Consider the following 15,360-nt stretch of genomic DNA (forward strand, 5'->3'; position numbering starts at 1 on the left):
GGGGGAGGAGACAACCCCGCCTTTGGCAAACGGCATCACACGCCCTTGCGAAAACGCGCCGCCGTCGGCGAAAGGCATTACCCCCGACAAAAGTGAGTTCATCCCGTTCGCGACCAACCCGCCAAGCGCATTCTGCACCGGCTTCATTGCGACCGAATAAACGGTATCAATCATCCGTTGCGCCACGCCCTTCAGCGCATCCGACAGCTTCATCCCGTCGAACACCAAGCCATCAAAAGCCCGCCGCAACCCGCCGCCGATGCTGGTGGAAAGCGTGTTCACCTCGCGTCCGGTGAACACTAAACTCTCCCGCATACGCGACAGTTCGCCCTCGAACGCCGCGACCATACCGCCCGCACCGTCAAGCGAGGTTTCCAAAGCCGCGATCTGGTCTTCCAACCCGTCGATATCAGCCATCCTTCGGCCCCCTTTTCACATCCGGAAAAGCGCGCGCCAAATCCTCAAGGCGCGCGCGCGTAAGAGGGGCGGCACTGGCCGCCGCCCCCAGCTTGATCCGTAATTCCACCGGCGTCAGCCGCCAGAAATCGCGGGGCGTCAGGCCAAGGCCGTGCAGACCCACCCGCATCAACCCGGCCCAGTCGATGCCTGTCATGTCTCCCCCGGAACAGAAAACGCCCGCGCCAGCAATTCCGCCGCTGCCCGCGCCGCCTCCACCGGACCGCCGCTGATCTCGACCGTGCGCAGATCCGTTGCCGTACCATTCCAGCCACCGCCGCGCAGACCGGCCACCAACAGCGCCAGAACATCCCGCGTCGAAAACCGCCCGGCCTCAAACCGTTCCACGAGTTCGATCAGCGAACCGGTTTCCAAAGCTGCCTCAAGCTCCGCCAGCGCCCCAAGGGTCAGCTTGGCAATATGGCGCGTGCCATCCAGCACGACCGCGACTTCCCCCGTCCACGGATTGGCCATCAGAGCGCCGTGAACGTCAACGCGCCTGCCGAGGCCATCGTCATCTCATATGTCGCCTCGCCATTATGGCTTCCCGCATATTCGATTGCCGAAAGCTGGAAGGTGCCCTCCACCACGCCGAAATCCGGAATGATCACCTGAAAAGCCGGGATTTCACCGTCAAAGAAGATCTGGCGCGCCCGCTCATCCGTCGCCGCGTCCCGAAACACGCCAGAGCCGGAGATGGAGGCCGTCTTCACGCCTGCCCCCGCCAGCAATTCGCGCCAGCCGCCCTGGCTTTCAAGGCTGGTCACGTCCACCGTTTCCGCGTTGAAACTGATCCGCGTGGCACGCAGCCCCGCGATTGTTTCGAAACTGCCATCGCCGACCATATCCAGCTTGACCAACAGATCCTTGCCGCTTTGCACTGCCATCGTTCATCTCCATTTTGAAAGGTATTGCCCCAATTTCGGGGCCGTTGGCTCAATCCTGCACCCGCGCCCTGAACCGCAGGTCAATGCGCCGTGCGCTTCCGGCGTCCAGACGCAACGCTTTCGCGCGTTCGAACGACAGGTTCACGAGATGCCCGCGCGCCAAGGACAAACCGGCGCCATCCAGCGCATCACAGACCGCGACAGCAATCGTTTTTGCGGCATGAAACCCCGCCGCATCGCTGATCACGGAAACTGTCAGGTGATGTTCCGCACCACCGCCGGTCTTGTCGGATTGGTCGCGTACATCCTCCGGTCCGATCAGAATGAATGTCCCCGATCCGGTCCCCGAAGGCATCGCGTCCAGAACCGATACGCCCGCCGATGCCGCGGCCCCTGCCAGCGCCGTAAATATCGCCGCCTGCAAGGCGACTGCCGATCCATAGCTCATGGCAGAACCTCCTCTTTCACGAAGCAAACGAGGTAGCGCCCGGCGGCATCACGCTCGGTCACCGCAAGAATCGTGAAAATCCGTACGCCATCACGAAACTGCTGGCCGGGAACGGGGCGAGACTCTGCCCCCTGCGGCGCACCGCGAACGGTGATCCGGTACGGGACCGATGACAAAACCACTTCTTCGCCCGCGACATCGCGCCCTGTTCCCGGCAAAACCTCGGCCCAAACGGTGCCAAGTGCTGCCCATGTCAGGGAAAACCCGCCCATGCCATCCGCCACCTGAACCGGCGCTTCCAACAGGAGCGCGCGGGAAAGCTCTACCGGCTTCATGCCCCGGCCCCCCCAAGCACACGAACATTGCGCCAGCGCTCAATCAGCGTCACGACCCCGAACGGCAAGCCGCCCGCCTCACGCGCGCCGCCCTCATGTCGATGCTCATAATATTCCGCTGCCAGCATCAACACCGCCTGCGCCAAATCAGCAGCTATGTCGGCCCAAGCAGCGCCAAACCCGGCGGTAAAGGCAATCTCAACACAGCCGCCCTGTGGCACCTGCGGCAACGCAGAACCCACCGCCTGCACCCGTGGCCGATGCGTGTCTTTCACCAACCGGTAAGCTACGTTCGGCACCGCCTGACCGCCGCCCGCCGCATCGCGCAGAGTGACCGAGGCAATCGCTGTCACCGGTGCCACCGGCAACGCCTGTGCATCCGCGCCGCGCCAATCCTCCAGCACCCATAGATAATCCCGCGCGATCAAAACCTTGCCAATCCGCCCTTCAATCGCAACCATCGCCGCGCGCAGATAGCTTTCAATCAACCCATCCTGCATCCCGTCATCGGCAAACCCCGTGCCAAGCCGCAGATGGTTCTTCAGCGCCTGCACCGGCAGCGCCAGAGCGGGAACCGTCGTTTGCTCGATCAATCTCATTCGCATTTCTCCAGAAACTCCCGCCAAAAACTCAGGCACGCGCCCCGCATCGCTCGGACGGGGGGAGCAGCTAGACGATGCGGGTCAAGGTCGAACCCCAGCGCGTGCCTGAAAACCCGACCCCAAGCTGGGGGTCGGGCCGTCTTCGCGCGGCTCAGGACACCGCGAATTTCAGCAGTTTGATCGCCGCAAAGTCGGTCACATCCCCGCCAACGCGCTTGGTGGCATAGAACAACACATGTGGCTTGGCGCTGAAGGGGTCGCGCATGATCCGCAGATCGGGGCGTTCGGCAATGGTGTAACCTGCCGCGAAATCACCAAAGGCAATCGCATAGGCATTCGCCGCAATATCCGGCATATCCTCGGCAATCAGTACCGGATACCCCATCAACCGTGCCGGTTCCCCTGCGGCCAAACCATCCGACCACAAGAAGCGGCCATCGGCATCCTTCATCTTGCGAACCGCACCTGCCGTCTTGGAGTTCATCACAAAACTGGCATTCGCGCGGTAGGTGGCCGACAGCGCGTAAACCAGATTGATGATGCAATCGGCTGCATTGGTCGCCGCGAAATCAGACGCAGCACCTGTCGGAACATAGCCGATACTGCCCCAAGCCCAGGACGCATTGGCAACCTTGGCCGGTTGCATAAAGCCCTTGGGCTTGTCCACACCATCGCCATTGATGAACGCCGCCGCTTCCGCCCGAATGAACCGGTTGGCAATCTTGTCCGCAAGCCAGCTTTCCACGTCAAAGGCGCTGTCATCCAGCAAACGCTGGCTGGCCTTCGGCATCGCAGACAACTCATGCAGACGAATAGAAATCCGTTCAATCGTCGGGGTCGAGGTTTCCGTCTGCGCCACCAGTTCCGTCGCCCAACCGCTACCCACTTCGGTGCGGTCGATCAACACGTCATAGCTGCTCGCCTCCACATTCACCACATTGGCAATCGCGCGGATCGAGGAGGTGGTGAGCAACAGCGAGCGGATCAGCTCTGCCGTTTGAGGCGCGACCAGAAACCCACCGTCACCGTTCACCGTTGTATTCAGCGCCTTGCCTTCCAGCACAAGGCCGCGCAATCCGTCATCATCGCCGGAGCGCAAATAAGCGCTAAAGGCTTTCTGATGCGGCACTTCCACTTCGGCAGCAGCCGAAAGCGCGGGGCGGGCGTAGCTTTTCGATTTACGGTCAATCATGGTCAGTCGCTCTTCCTGTTGTTGCAATGATGTCTTCACTTCGGCCCGAAAGCCGCTGAATTCCTTCAAAAATCCAGCCATAGCGGATTTCACTTCCGCACCCGGTTGGTGGGCGAGGGACAGATCTTCCCCGGCCCGAGCCTGCATCTCGGTCATCTCATGTTCCTTTTGGGTTCTTGGTCGTGAAAGGCCGGTCCGGTGATTGCTCAACCGATGCGGCCCGGCATTTGAACGCACCCCATCTTGCAGGGCGCATACAAATTCAATGCGGGCGCAACACGCCCCGAGCCAACGCCAACTCCTGCCGTGCCTCGTCGAAAACCTTGGCCAGATTGCACCAGGTGTCAGCCACCCCTTCGGCCTTCACCGCCACCCGCGCCTCTGCCTGCATCGGAAATGTCACCAGCGACACCTCCCACAGCTCCAACTCCGACAAGAGCCGTTGACCCTTGCCATCCTTCTCGGCCCGCAGGGTCCGATAACCGATCGACAAGCCGTCAATCGCACCCGCCGCCAACAACGCTGTCGCCTCGCGCCCCTTTTCGACATCGGCGAGAATACGGCCCTTGACGTAAAGCCCGACCCCATCCTCCCGCACCTCGTCCCAGATGCCGATAGGTTGCGCCGGGTCATGCTGCCACAGCATCTTGACCCGCCGCCCCGCCCCGGCCAGCGCCTTCAAACTGGCGGCATAGGCGCCCTTCTGCACCACGTCGCCGCCCTGATCGCGCTTGCCAAACAGGCTGGCATAGCCTTCGATCAACCGGCCGTCCGTCATCACCAATCCGGCTTCCGGCCTATGAAACTTGCGCTCCGGTGCGCCGTGATTATCCATATATCCCATGTCTCTACCTCATCGCCGCTTTCAACAAAGCTTCCGCCCCCTGCGCCAGCAGGAACGCCGCCACCCCGTAAACCCCAAACCAGATCCGCCGCTCCAGCCGGTCCAGCAAGCCTTCAATCTGGCCCAGCCGATATTCGAGGCCGGTCCAACGCTCCTGCGCCACCCGCTCATTCGCCTCGATCCTTGCTGCCGCCGCGTCAAAACTGTCGTAAAGATAGCGCGAGCCGCCTTGCTCTACCCCTTGCTGGCTCATGCTTCCTCCGCCAGCGCAGGAAGGCCCAAGATTGCCCGCTTCTCACTTTGCGTCAGGAAATCCGCCGCCCCGACCCGCGCCCATTGCTGGTCGCGCTCCGTCGCCAAGGCATGCACTTGGTCCAGATCCGGCTTCATCTCCACCATTTCACCTGAAAACCCCGCCAGCCAATGCGACAGCCCCGCCGTCACCTTGGTCACAAGCGGCAACACGGTCAGCCGGAAAAACGCCCGGTTCGCCTCCTGATAATTGGCATAGGTCGCATCCCCCGGTATCCCCAGCAGCATCGGCGGCACGCCAAACGCAATCGCAATATCCCGCGCCGCCGCCTCTTTGGTTTTCTGAAACTCCATATCCGACGGGCTGAACCCCATCGGCTTCCAGTCAAGCCCGCCTTCCAGCAGCATCGGTCGCCCCGCATTGCGCGCGCCCTGGTGGTGCGATGCCATCTCATTCAACAACCGGTCATATTGATCGTTCGAAAGCTGCGACTGCCCATCGACCCCTTTGTAAACAATCGCGCCGCTTGGCCTTGCGGCATTGTCCAACAGCGCCTTCGACCATTGCGAGGCCGCGACATGCACGTCCAACGCCACTGCTGCCGCCTGCATCGGCGAAAAGCCGTAATGGTCATCCTGCGGGTGGAAATTGCGGATATGGCAAATCGGGGTCGCGCCATTGGTCATATCAAACCGATGCTTACGCGCACCCACCGTATAGTCATACGCCACCGGCCATCCATCGGCGCCGGGGATCAGGTTCATCCGGTCAGAGCGCAGAACATGCAGCTCCCCCGGTAGATCACCAACCCCCGGCACCGCCTCCACATAGGTATTCCCCGACAAAAGCAACTGCCCGTAGACCGCTTCCATAAACTCGGCCCGGCCCTGCGCCAGATTGGGCCGCGCCATCAGCGCCAACAGCGGATGCACCTCATAGCGGCGCTGGCAATCCTGCAAAACCAACGGCAAAGCCGCCGCCGATTCCGCAATCAGCTTGACCGCCCGAAAGCCTATTGGATTGCCGAGAAACCCGGTTTTCGTCAGGCTCACCGTGTCGCGCGGGCTCCATGCCACGCGGCCGGAAGTGGCGTAGTTGATCACCGGGCCCGTCGCCGATGCTTTCTGCTCCGGCACCACCGCAGCACCCCGTTTCAGGAAATCGAAAACCATCTGGGTCAGCTCCTTTTAACTTCGCGCCCTTGGCGCTCCGGGCCTTGCGCCCTTGGTTGATCTCTTTCTGAAGGAAATGGTTTAAGACCGGTTAAAGCGTGCGTACGCTGGGGCGTTGCCAATGCGCCGCCGCATCAATCATCAAATCGGTCAAACCCCAGACCAGCGCATCCACCCGGTCCGGGCTGCCCTTGCCCTGAAACCCCAGCCGCGTCATCTGGCACATCTGTTCCTCCAACGCGGCGAGATTGGGCAAATGCCTGACCCGCCCTTGCTCATAAAGTGCCGCCACCGGCTCGGCCCGCACCACCTTGCCGCGAGACGCCCGAACTGCGCGATACGCCACCAACGGATCAATCTGGCGCAGGATCGTTTCTACCATATCGCCGCCCTGATTGACCTCGGCCACCACCCGATCCGCGCCAAAGCGTTCCTTGGCCGCAATCACCGCCCGCGCCCAGGTATCGGGGGAGGCCGCCGTCACACTCGCATCCTCCAACACGAACGCCCGCCACGTCTGCGGCGGCCCCTCGGTCACCGCCCCCACAACCATGATGCCGCATTCATCCGACCCGGCATGCCCCGTCACCGGCGGGTCCACCGCCACGACGATCCGGCTCAACTCCGGCGCGCGCTCCACCCGGCCCGCGTCCAAAGCGCCAAGCGCCCAAAGCGCACCCTCCGCCTCCTCCAGCAGCACGCCCTCCAGTTCTTGCCGCCCCTGCGTGGTGCCGCCATAGCGCCGCTCCACCTCCTCAAGAAAAGACGCCGCCAGATTGGCACGGTTCGCCCGCGTCGGCGCATGGGTCGAAACGGTTGAGGGGTTCTTCAACACCGCCTTCAACACCTCCACATTCTGTGGTGTCGTCGTCACCACCTGTTGCGGATGCTCTCCCAAACGCAACGCGAATTGCAGCATATCCCAGGTCTTTTGCGCATTCGGCCATTTCGCCAACTCATCGACCCAAGCCCCATCAAACTGCGGCCCTCGCAATTTTTCGGGGTTATGCGCCGAATAGACCATCGCTGTCGCACCATTCTCCCACACCAGCCGCTCGCGCGTCGCCTCCCATTTGGGGCGGCGGTCGGGGGGGGTGCAGGCCAATATCCCGCTATCGCCAAAAATCATCACATCGCGCACCTGATCGACGCTTTCCCCCACCAGCGCCACCCGACTTGCCCGTCCCGGATCACCGGGAAGCGCACCTTCAACCAGGCTGCGCACCCATTCGGCTCCGGCGCGGGTTTTTCCCCCGGCCCGCGCCCCCCCATGATCACCCAGGATTTCCACGCGCCCTCAGGTGGCAGTTGATGCGGCAAGGCCCAGAATTCAAAAATCCACGGCAGGGCCGGAAGCGCATTGTCGCCCAGCCCTGTCAGAAACTCAGTCACCCGCTCCGGCGTCGCGGAGGCGAGCCAGCCTGCGCCCGATTTCATCGCGCGCCGCGTCGAGGTCGAGCACGCTATCCCCGACGATCCCAGCGGTCTTTTCGCGGAGTTTTCCAAGTTTGTTCCTTTCATCCATGGCCAGTTGAAACGCGGCCTTCATGTCCCGAATGGCTTGGATGGCGGCTTTGCCATCTACGCCCACGTCAGGTCGCGCGGCCCTGACGGCCCGCGCCAATTCCACCGCGGCATCGCGAAAGATTTCTTCCGTCGTCGCCAGCAAATCTGCCAGCGGCTCCTCCCCTACAAGGATATTCCCCACCAGAATATTTGTTGTCATTATTGCTGCACCCGCCTCTCATGCATGTCCCCGCACGAGCGAAATGAAAAAGCGGCACCGGGGTCACCCCCAGGCCGCTTGCCCACTTCTTCTAGCATGCCTCAAGACCTAGCGCAGATCGTGCGCAGAGTCAAGATAAACTCGTTTCGTAACAATACGTTAGATGAACGCAGCCTTCACGATCCGTTAAGAAAGTCAGTTCCCTTGAACACCCGTTTCCCCTACCTGCCCGCGTTCCGCCTCGATCTTGCGCCATTTGGCAACATTGGCGTTATGGTCCTCCAGCGTAGACGAAAACGCATGACCGCCGCTGCCGTCGGCGACGAAGTACACATATGGCGTGTCGTCGGGATTCAACGCCGCCTCAATGCTCAACGCACCGGGGTTGGCAATCGGCGTCGGTGGAAGACCGTCAACGACATAGGTGTTATAAGGTGTCTCGCGCCGCAGTTCCGATTGCCGCAACCCACGCCCCAGAATTCCCTCGCCCTTGGTGATACCGTAAATCACCGTCGGGTCGGTTTGCAACTTCATCCCCTTGCGCAAGCGGTTCACAAAGACGCTCGCCACCTGCTTGCGCTCCTCTGGAATGCCGGTTTCCTTTTCGACGATGGAGGCCATGACCAGCGCCTCCTCCGGCGTCGCATAAGGCAGATCCGGTGCCCGGCTGGCCCAAAGATCGGCCAGAACCTGAGATTGACGTGCCTCCATCTCCGCGATCAACTCCGCCCGCGTGCTACCCTTGACCACCTCATAGCTGAACGGAGACAGACTCCCCTCCGCCGGAACTTTCTCAATCGTTCCGGTCAGGAAATCCGCACGTTTCAACGCCTCCACCACCTGCCAGCTCGTCACGCCTTCGGCCAGCGTCACGCGGTAGCGCAGATCGCCATCATCACCCGCATCGACATATTCCTTTGGGGCCGCTTCCGCCGCCGGATCAAAAGATACCACTTCCACATAACGGTTGGTCGCTGCGTCCAACTCCCGCAGGATCACATCGGCTTTCGCAATCCCGATACGGAAATTCACCTCGCGGCCGCAGGTCGATTGCCCGCCCGCCGTGATGATCCCAACCACCTGATCCATCGAGGCCGCAGCCGGCACCAGATAACTCCCGAATTTCAGCTTCGCACCGTGACCACCGTAATCCGCCCCGATCCGGAAAATCCGCGCATCAGAAATCACACCGCTGGTTTCCAACTGGCGGCTGACCACAGACAGCGACGCCCCTCGATCCACCTTCACGCAGGCGGCATCCACCAACGGCCCCGGCCCCTGATACTCCTGCCGGCCCCAGGCCAGCAGCCCCGCCGCCACGATCAGCGCAACGATAAAGAATGTCAGCGCGTTCGATGCAATCGCCCTCCACATTATGCGCGCACCTTCCCCATGATCAGGCTGGCATTGGTGCCGCCAAAGCCGAAGGAGTTTGACAACGCCACGTCAATCCGGCGCTTGACCGCCTTGTTCGGCGCAAGGTTCAGCTTCGGGATCACCGCCGGGTTGTCCAGATTGATCGTCGGCGGCGCCACTTGATCACGCAGCGCGAGGATACAGAAGATCGCCTCCACCGCGCCAGCCGCGCCCAGCAAATGCCCGATTGCTGATTTCGTCGAACTCATCACCGCGCCCGCCGCCGCGTCACCCATCAAGCGCTCCACCGCGCCCAGTTCAATCGTATCGGCCATGGTCGATGTCCCGTGTGCGTTGATATAGTCAATATCGCCGGGCACCAACCCCGCCCGCTTCAAAGCCATCTGCATCGACCGATAGCCGCCATCCCCATCCTCTGCCGGGGCGGTGATGTGATAAGCATCCCCCGACATGCCATAGCCCAGAACCTCGGCGTAAATCTTCGCGCCGCGGGCTTTCGCATGCTCATATTCCTCAAGCACCACCACGCCCGCGCCCTCGCCCATGACAAACCCGTCACGGTCCGCGTCATAGGGTCGGCTCGCCTTGGTCGGATCATCGGCGCGCTTCGTGGACAAGGCTTTGCAAGCGTTGAACCCGGCAATCCCGATCTCCGAAATCGGGCTTTCCGCGCCGCCTGCCACCATCACATCGGCATCGTCGAAGGCAATCATCCGTGCCGCATCGCCAATCGCATGTGCGCCGGTGGAACAAGCCGTCACAACCGCATGGTTCGGCCCCTTGAACCCGAACCTGATAGAGACCTGCCCCGACACAAGATTGATCAGCGCACCGGGAATGAAAAACGGTGAAACCCGCTTGGCCCCACGCTCCTTGATCAGAACCGCGGTTTCGGCAATCGACGACAGACCGCCGATACCAGACCCGATCATCACACCCGTCCGGCACCGATCATCCTCCGTTTCAGGCTCCCACCCTGAATCCCGCACCGCCTGCACCGCCGCCGTCATGCCATAAAGAATAAAGTCATCGACCTTGCGGCGGTCTTTCGGTTCCATCCAGTCATCCGGATTGAACGTGCCTTCCGTCCCATCGCCGAGCGGAATCTCACAGGCATATTGCGTCACAACGCCCGATGGATCGAACCGCGTGATCGGCCCCGCGCCCGACTGACCGGCAATCAGCCGCGACCAGGTTTCCTCCACCCCGCAAGCCAATGGCGTTACCATCCCAAGACCCGTGACAACCACTCGACGCATCGGCGCCCTCCGTCGATTATGTAAAACTCCGGGTCAGGGATACACGCCAACCCCACGCCGCGCAACACGCGCAGGACGCGACCCCGGCGCTTTTACGCGCGCCAAAATGAAAACGGCACCCGCCAAGGGGTGCCATTTCCGAATATCAGACCCGTCGGGCAGTTCAGGACGCCGACGTGATGAACTTCACGGCATCGCCAAAAGTCTGAATGGTTTCTGCGGCGTCATCCGGAATTTCAATCCCGAATTCTTCCTCAAACGCCATGACCAGCTCCACTGTGTCAAGGCTGTCCGCGCCCAGATCATCAATGAACGAGGCGTTTTCAACAACCTTGTCCTCTTCGACGCCCAGATGCTCGACGACGATCTTCTTCACGCGGTCAGCGATGTCGCTCATGTCAGTCCCTCATTCAGTTCCGGGAAAATTCTTCCCGATCTTTTTTCGTGCTCATAGGAGCGGCTCATCCCGGAAAATCCGGAAAGCCGAAATGCAACCACATCCCGGCTTCGTCAGCGCCGCCTATAACACAGTCTTTGTCAGAGGCAAACGCTTTCACTTACATGGATGTAGGGCCATATGATGCGTCAAATCAAGGGAACAATGCGAGAGGCAGACGTTTTCTGCGGCACCGCGCAAGGCGAGAATACATCATAACGCAGATAGAATCGCCCGGCGCAGCCGCGCTCACAACATCGCCATGCCACCATTCACATGTAAGGTCGCCCCGGTGACATAACCCGCCTCCGGGCTGGCCAGATAGAGACAGGCCGCCGCAATCTCTGCGGCCTCGCCCATCCGCCCGGCCGGCACCTGTGTCAGAATCTTGGCCTTCTGTTCCTCGGTCAGCTTTTCAGTCATCGCTGTGGTGATGAACCCCGGTGCCACGCAATTCACCGTAATCCCGCGCGAGGCAACCTCATAGGCCAGTGATTTCGACATGCCGACCATCCCGGCCTTGGATGCCGCATAATTGGCCTGCCCCGGATTTCCGGTCGCCCCCACGACGGACGAGATATTCACAATCCGCCCCCAACGCGCCTTCATCATGCCGCGCAAAACCCCACGACACAGCCGAAAGGTGGAGGTCAGATTGACCTCCAGAACCGACGCCCATTCGTCATCCGACATACGCATGAACAGATTGTCCCGCGTGATCCCGGCGTTGTTCACCAAAACATCGACTGACCCCAGCGCCGCCACCGCCGCCTTCGGCAATGCTTCCACCGACGCCGCATCCGACAGATCGCAGGTCAAGACATGCGCCCGACTGCCGAGTTCCGCCGCCAACGCCTGCAACGGCCCGCCGCGCGTACCAGACAGTGCCACTGTCGCCCCCGCACCATGCAAGACCCGCGCAATTTCACCGCCAATCCCGCCCGACGCCCCTGTCACCAGCGCATTCTTTCCCGTCAGATCAAACATCGAAACTCCCGTTTTTCCACATGTATCCAAAATCCCGCCCCACTCCTCCGGCAACCGCAGCATCACATTGCGAACACCCTGCCCCCGTCTTCTCTGCGAAAATATCCTGCCGGGGGGTCTGGGGGGCGGCAAACGCCCCCCAGCGGCCCGCCAAGGGCCAATCGCTCAACCTTTCAACGCACCAATATCCTCCGGCGTGCCAAAATTGCGCTGCACCGTGTCTTTCTCGATCCGCTTGATCATCCCCGACAGAGCCTTGCCCGCGCCAATTTCCCAGAATTCAGTGATCCCCGCCCGCGCCAGCCATTGCACGGATTCGCGCCAACGGACCTCACCCGTCACCTGCGCCACCAGCAGCGCGCGCACGCGGTCGGCATCCTCCACCGCTTCGGCACGCACATTCACCACCACCGGCACCGATGGGTCACGCACCACAACCCCGGCCAGGGCTTCGCCCATCACTGCTGCCGCAGGCTCCATCAAGGCGCAATGGAACGGTGCCGATACCGGCAGCAACAACGCCCGTTTGGCACCTTTGGCCTTGGCAATGACGCAGGCCCGCTCCACCGCGTCACGGTGGCCCGAAATCACCACCTGCGCCGGATCGTTGTCATTGGCGACCTGACACACCTCGTCGCCCGCAGCTTCTGCCGCAATCTCCGTCACCGCGTCATAATCCAACCCCAACACCGCCGCCATCGCGCCCACACCCACCGGAACCGCTTCCTGCATCGCGGCTCCCCGGATCCGTAACAGCCGCGCGGTATCAGCCAGATCAATCGCCCCGGTCGCGCAAAGTGCGGTATACTCGCCAAGGCTGTGGCCCGCGACAAAGGACACATGCGCCATCCCCAAGCCCTCCGCTTCCAGCGCCGCCAGCGCCGCCATCGAGGTCGCCATGATTGCAGGTTGCGCATTTTGCGTGAGGGTCAAATCGTCAGCGGCACCTTCCCAGATCAGTGCCGACAGCTTTTCGCCCAGCGCCTCATCCACTTCGTCAAACACCGCCCGAGCCGCTGGATAGGCATCTGCCAGTGCGCGCCCCATTCCGATTGCCTGCGATCCCTGCCCCGGAAAAACAAATGCTCTGCTCATAACCCCTCCAAATCCTGCTGCTTCTGCCATAGCGCAGCCCGGTGCCTATCGCAATCTTTCCCGCATTTCACGTTTCCGCTTTCGACCGTTGCGCCGCGCGCTTTCGTGAATTCCCGACACGAAGCGACCAAGCAATGCGCCACATTTCAGCCGCAATCTGCGCTGACAATATGCCATCAATGACACCATTGGCTTCATCGCGGGCAACAATGGGCAGCTTTTTCGCGTTTGAGTGGTATAAGATCAATGGCAGTCTATTCCTTCCTTGCGTTCTCCAACTCTGATCTCGGGCGCCCCGGCACCTCGATCAATACCGGAACCTTCACCGTCAGCGGCACGCCTGCCGTGATGAATATCCGCGACAATGATCCTATTTTCGACGACGAAGCCAACACGAGTGGCCAAACGCTCGATACCTCCCGTCAAACCCTGAATTCGGCCTTTGATGGCCTCTATACAGCGGGACGGCTGGCGCAATCGGTCTACAGCTACACCTTGACCAACAATACGACCGGGCAAACCGGAACCGCCTATCTGATCCGAATCTACAACGGGACAACCTACAACAACAACGGCGGCCAGAACGGCGAATATTACAACGCTTTCAGTATCCGCGTGCATCCGGGCGACAATATCACGCTCAGCGCCGGTAATTATATTGGCCAGACCGCCTACAGCAATCTGGTGATCTGCTTTCGTGCCGGCACAATGATCGCCACACCGAAAGGTCCGCGCCCGGTCGAAGACCTGCGCCCCGACGACTTTGTGACCACCCGCGACAACGGCGCACAACCGCTACGCTGGATCGGCAAGCGCACTGTCGCCGCAAAAGATGGCCTCGCTCCGATCACCATCGCGGCAGGTACGCTGGACAACAGCCACGATCTTTCGGTATCGCCCAATCACCGCATGCTGATTTCCGCCACTTCCAACGATCTGCATTTCGGCACGGATGAGGTTTTCGTCGCCGCCAAATACCTGCTTGGCAACCCCGGTGTCAGCCAGTGCAGCGGCGGAAAGGTGACCTATGTTCACCTGCTGTTCGATCAGCATGAGGTGGTCTTCGCCAATGGCACACCAAGCGAGAGTTTTTTCCCTGGAGCCAATGATCTCAACGCCCTCGACAGTGAGGCGCGCCATGAGGTGCTGACCCTGTTCCCCGAACTCCCGCACCAGCAATCCGGTTGCTTCAAAGCCACCGCCCGACTCTGCCTCACCCGGCAGGAAAGCAGGCTCCTGCACCGGACCGGTCTTCACTGAGAGGCCGACATTCAGGCGTGCCGACCGATACCAACGGCAAACAGAATGCCACACTTGCATCCCGCCCGCAGCCGACTACTGTGCCGGACATATCCCGAAAGGCGCAATCCAGATGAGCTTTCAAGTCTTTTGCGCGGTGCTGATGGCCGCCGCCCTCCACGCGACTTGGAATGCAATGGTCAAGGGGGCTGCGGACAAGGAACTCAACATGATTGCGGTTGTAATCGGGCACCTGCCGCTCGCGCTGATCGTGCTGCTGCTGTCCCCTGCACCCGACGCAGCCAGCCTGCCCTATCTCGTTACCGGTATCGCGCTGCACTTCGGCTATCAGATGTTCCTGCTGCGCGCCTATCATGCAGGCGATCTGACCCAAGTTTATCCGATTGCGCGCGGTTCGGCCCCCATGATCGTGGCCGCCATTTCCGTGATCTTTCTCGGCACGGTTCTGCACCCCATCGAAATCGCCGCGATCCTGACAATCGGCCTTGGCATCCTCTCGATGGCATTGGTGCGCCGCAGCGATGGCCAGCGCAACCCGCAAGGCGCACGACTTGCTCTCATCACGGGCTGTTTCATCGCGTCCTATTCGCTTGTCGATGGGCTTGGCGCACGGGTCGCAGGCACCTCGATGGGGTTTTACGGCTGGCTTGCAATCGGAAACGTCGTGCTGATGGCGGGCTACATCGGCTTTCGCGCCCCACGGCAATTGCGCGGGCTGGTCACCAAGGGCAAACGGGTGCTGCTGCTTGGTGGCTCCGCCAGCTTTGCCGCCTATGCAATGGTAATCTGGGCCTTCACCCAAGCCCCCATCGCCCTTGTCACTGCGTTGCGCGAAACCTCGATCGTCTTTGCATTGCTAATCGGGGTGTTCTTGCTCAAGGAAAAGCTCGACCTCGCCAAAGTGATTTCAACCGCGATCACATTGATCGGCGTCGCACTCCTGCGTCTGGCAAAATAGCGCACCCGGTTGTCCCCCATCGCGCGCGCCCCTACATTACCCCGGCAAGCGGAGAGTAACCATGCAGCACTAT

General features: G+C 61.2%; 19 protein-coding genes and 1 pseudogene. 2 read left to right on the forward strand and 18 right to left on the reverse strand.

The window, feature by feature from the left end; translation table 11 throughout:
• The 18 genes and pseudogenes from L0H65_RS04170 to fabD form a co-directional block, all read right to left on the reverse strand.
• Nucleotides 1-417, reverse strand: a 417-nt coding sequence (locus L0H65_RS04170; RefSeq protein ID WP_367651974.1) for a phage tail tape measure protein, incomplete at its 3' end; no start/stop codon positions are given.
• Complete coding sequence (locus L0H65_RS04175) at nt 410-613, reverse strand: rcc01693 family protein (RefSeq protein ID WP_301457575.1); 204 nt, start codon at nt 611-613, stop codon at nt 410-412. The genes L0H65_RS04175 and L0H65_RS04170, both read right to left, overlap by 8 nt.
• Nucleotides 610-930: a gene transfer agent family protein gene (locus L0H65_RS04180; protein WP_301457576.1), complete on the reverse strand. Its 321-nt coding sequence runs from the start codon at nt 928-930 to the stop codon at nt 610-612. The genes L0H65_RS04175 and L0H65_RS04180 overlap by 4 nt, the downstream gene beginning before the upstream one ends.
• A complete protein-coding gene (locus tag L0H65_RS04185) occupies nt 930-1,343 on the reverse strand; it encodes a phage major tail protein, TP901-1 family (RefSeq protein ID WP_301457577.1) in 414 nt (137 codons plus the stop codon). Before L0H65_RS04185 ends, L0H65_RS04180 begins: the two co-directional genes overlap by 1 nt.
• A 49-nt stretch (nt 1,344-1,392) precedes the next feature.
• Nucleotides 1,393-1,791 (reverse strand): DUF3168 domain-containing protein, encoded by a 399-nt coding sequence (locus L0H65_RS04190; RefSeq protein ID WP_301457578.1) that lies wholly within the window; start codon nt 1,789-1,791, stop codon nt 1,393-1,395.
• Complete coding sequence (locus tag L0H65_RS04195; protein WP_301457579.1) at nt 1,788-2,126, reverse strand: head-tail adaptor protein; 339 nt, start codon at nt 2,124-2,126, stop codon at nt 1,788-1,790. Before L0H65_RS04195 ends, L0H65_RS04190 begins: the two co-directional genes overlap by 4 nt.
• On the reverse strand, nt 2,123-2,725 hold the full coding sequence (locus L0H65_RS04200) for a head-tail connector protein (protein ID WP_301457580.1): 603 nt from the start codon (nt 2,723-2,725) through the stop codon (nt 2,123-2,125). Before L0H65_RS04200 ends, L0H65_RS04195 begins: the two co-directional genes overlap by 4 nt.
• A gap of 154 nt (nt 2,726-2,879) precedes the next feature.
• The gene (locus tag L0H65_RS04205) at nt 2,880-4,076 is read right to left on the reverse strand and encodes a phage major capsid protein (protein ID WP_301457581.1); all 1,197 of its coding nucleotides are present in this window, start codon (nt 4,074-4,076) and stop codon (nt 2,880-2,882) included.
• A gap of 106 nt (nt 4,077-4,182) precedes the next feature.
• Nucleotides 4,183-4,755 carry an HK97 family phage prohead protease gene (locus L0H65_RS04210; protein WP_301457592.1) on the reverse strand — a complete coding sequence of 191 codons (573 nt, stop codon included), beginning with the start codon at nt 4,753-4,755 and terminating at the stop codon, nt 4,183-4,185.
• 13 nt (nt 4,756-4,768) lie between these two features.
• Nucleotides 4,769-5,017 (reverse strand): hypothetical protein, encoded by a 249-nt coding sequence (locus L0H65_RS04215; protein WP_301457582.1) that lies wholly within the window; start codon nt 5,015-5,017, stop codon nt 4,769-4,771.
• Nucleotides 5,014-6,189, reverse strand: a complete 1,176-nt coding sequence (locus tag L0H65_RS04220) for a phage portal protein (protein WP_301457583.1) — start codon at nt 6,187-6,189, stop codon at nt 5,014-5,016. Before L0H65_RS04220 ends, L0H65_RS04215 begins: the two co-directional genes overlap by 4 nt.
• 91 nt (nt 6,190-6,280) lie before the next feature.
• A pseudogene (locus L0H65_RS04225) lies at nt 6,281-7,626 on the reverse strand (DNA-packaging protein).
• Complete coding sequence (locus tag L0H65_RS04230) at nt 7,574-7,915, reverse strand: hypothetical protein (RefSeq protein ID WP_301457584.1); 342 nt, start codon at nt 7,913-7,915, stop codon at nt 7,574-7,576. Before L0H65_RS04230 ends, L0H65_RS04225 begins: the two are co-directional and overlap by 53 nt.
• Before the next feature lie 195 nt (nt 7,916-8,110).
• Entirely contained in the window at nt 8,111-9,289 is a 1,179-nt protein-coding gene (gene mltG / locus L0H65_RS04235; RefSeq protein WP_301457585.1) for an endolytic transglycosylase MltG, read from the reverse strand.
• Nucleotides 9,289-10,551 (reverse strand): beta-ketoacyl-ACP synthase II, encoded by a 1,263-nt coding sequence (gene fabF, locus L0H65_RS04240; RefSeq protein WP_301457586.1) that lies wholly within the window; start codon nt 10,549-10,551, stop codon nt 9,289-9,291. Before fabF ends, mltG begins: the two co-directional genes overlap by 1 nt.
• 163 nt (nt 10,552-10,714) lie before the next feature.
• Nucleotides 10,715-10,948: an acyl carrier protein gene (locus L0H65_RS04245; RefSeq protein ID WP_301457587.1), complete on the reverse strand. Its 234-nt coding sequence runs from the start codon at nt 10,946-10,948 to the stop codon at nt 10,715-10,717.
• 288 nt (nt 10,949-11,236) lie between these two features.
• The gene (gene fabG / locus L0H65_RS04250; RefSeq protein ID WP_301457588.1) at nt 11,237-11,974 is read right to left on the reverse strand and encodes a 3-oxoacyl-[acyl-carrier-protein] reductase; all 738 of its coding nucleotides are present in this window, start codon (nt 11,972-11,974) and stop codon (nt 11,237-11,239) included.
• A gap of 165 nt (nt 11,975-12,139) precedes the next feature.
• Nucleotides 12,140-13,069, reverse strand: coding sequence for an ACP S-malonyltransferase (gene fabD / locus L0H65_RS04255; RefSeq protein ID WP_301457589.1), 930 nt, complete (start codon nt 13,067-13,069; stop codon nt 12,140-12,142).
• A gap of 246 nt (nt 13,070-13,315) precedes the next feature.
• Here fabD and L0H65_RS04260 point away from each other — a divergent pair, with 246 nt between their 5' ends.
• Nucleotides 13,316-14,329 carry a Hint domain-containing protein gene (locus L0H65_RS04260; protein ID WP_301457590.1) on the forward strand — a complete coding sequence of 338 codons (1,014 nt, stop codon included), beginning with the start codon at nt 13,316-13,318 and terminating at the stop codon, nt 14,327-14,329.
• Nucleotides 14,330-14,441: 112 nt separating this feature from the next.
• Nucleotides 14,442-15,287 carry an EamA family transporter gene (locus tag L0H65_RS04265; protein WP_301457591.1) on the forward strand — a complete coding sequence of 282 codons (846 nt, stop codon included), beginning with the start codon at nt 14,442-14,444 and terminating at the stop codon, nt 15,285-15,287.
• Nucleotides 15,288-15,360 lie beyond the last annotated feature (73 nt).

The sequence above is a fragment of the Pseudorhodobacter sp. genome, assembly GCF_030452865.1.
Taxonomy (GTDB): Bacteria; Pseudomonadota; Alphaproteobacteria; order Rhodobacterales; family Rhodobacteraceae; genus Pseudorhodobacter.

Coding starts and splice junctions, on each gene's coding strand:
- L0H65_RS04175 (WP_301457575.1), bottom strand. CDS start 613: ATGACAGGCATCGACTGGGCCGGGTTGATGCGGGTGGGTCTGCACGGC.
- L0H65_RS04180 (WP_301457576.1), bottom strand. CDS start 930: ATGGCCAATCCGTGGACGGGGGAAGTCGCGGTCGTGCTGGATGGCACG.
- L0H65_RS04185 (WP_301457577.1), bottom strand. CDS start 1,343: ATGGCAGTGCAAAGCGGCAAGGATCTGTTGGTCAAGCTGGATATGGTC.
- L0H65_RS04190 (WP_301457578.1), bottom strand. CDS start 1,791: ATGAGCTATGGATCGGCAGTCGCCTTGCAGGCGGCGATATTTACGGCG.
- L0H65_RS04195 (WP_301457579.1), bottom strand. CDS start 2,126: ATGAAGCCGGTAGAGCTTTCCCGCGCGCTCCTGTTGGAAGCGCCGGTT.
- L0H65_RS04200 (WP_301457580.1), bottom strand. CDS start 2,725: ATGAGATTGATCGAGCAAACGACGGTTCCCGCTCTGGCGCTGCCGGTG.
- L0H65_RS04205 (WP_301457581.1), bottom strand. CDS start 4,076: ATGACCGAGATGCAGGCTCGGGCCGGGGAAGATCTGTCCCTCGCCCAC.
- L0H65_RS04210 (WP_301457592.1), bottom strand. CDS start 4,755: ATGGATAATCACGGCGCACCGGAGCGCAAGTTTCATAGGCCGGAAGCC.
- L0H65_RS04215 (WP_301457582.1), bottom strand. CDS start 5,017: ATGAGCCAGCAAGGGGTAGAGCAAGGCGGCTCGCGCTATCTTTACGAC.
- L0H65_RS04220 (WP_301457583.1), bottom strand. CDS start 6,189: ATGGTTTTCGATTTCCTGAAACGGGGTGCTGCGGTGGTGCCGGAGCAG.
- L0H65_RS04230 (WP_301457584.1), bottom strand. CDS start 7,915: ATGACAACAAATATTCTGGTGGGGAATATCCTTGTAGGGGAGGAGCCG.
- mltG (WP_301457585.1), bottom strand. CDS start 9,289: ATGTGGAGGGCGATTGCATCGAACGCGCTGACATTCTTTATCGTTGCG.
- fabF (WP_301457586.1), bottom strand. CDS start 10,551: ATGCGTCGAGTGGTTGTCACGGGTCTTGGGATGGTAACGCCATTGGCT.
- L0H65_RS04245 (WP_301457587.1), bottom strand. CDS start 10,948: ATGAGCGACATCGCTGACCGCGTGAAGAAGATCGTCGTCGAGCATCTG.
- fabG (WP_301457588.1), bottom strand. CDS start 11,974: ATGTTTGATCTGACGGGAAAGAATGCGCTGGTGACAGGGGCGTCGGGC.
- fabD (WP_301457589.1), bottom strand. CDS start 13,069: ATGAGCAGAGCATTTGTTTTTCCGGGGCAGGGATCGCAGGCAATCGGA.
- L0H65_RS04260 (WP_301457590.1), top strand. CDS start 13,316: ATGGCAGTCTATTCCTTCCTTGCGTTCTCCAACTCTGATCTCGGGCGC.
- L0H65_RS04265 (WP_301457591.1), top strand. CDS start 14,442: ATGAGCTTTCAAGTCTTTTGCGCGGTGCTGATGGCCGCCGCCCTCCAC.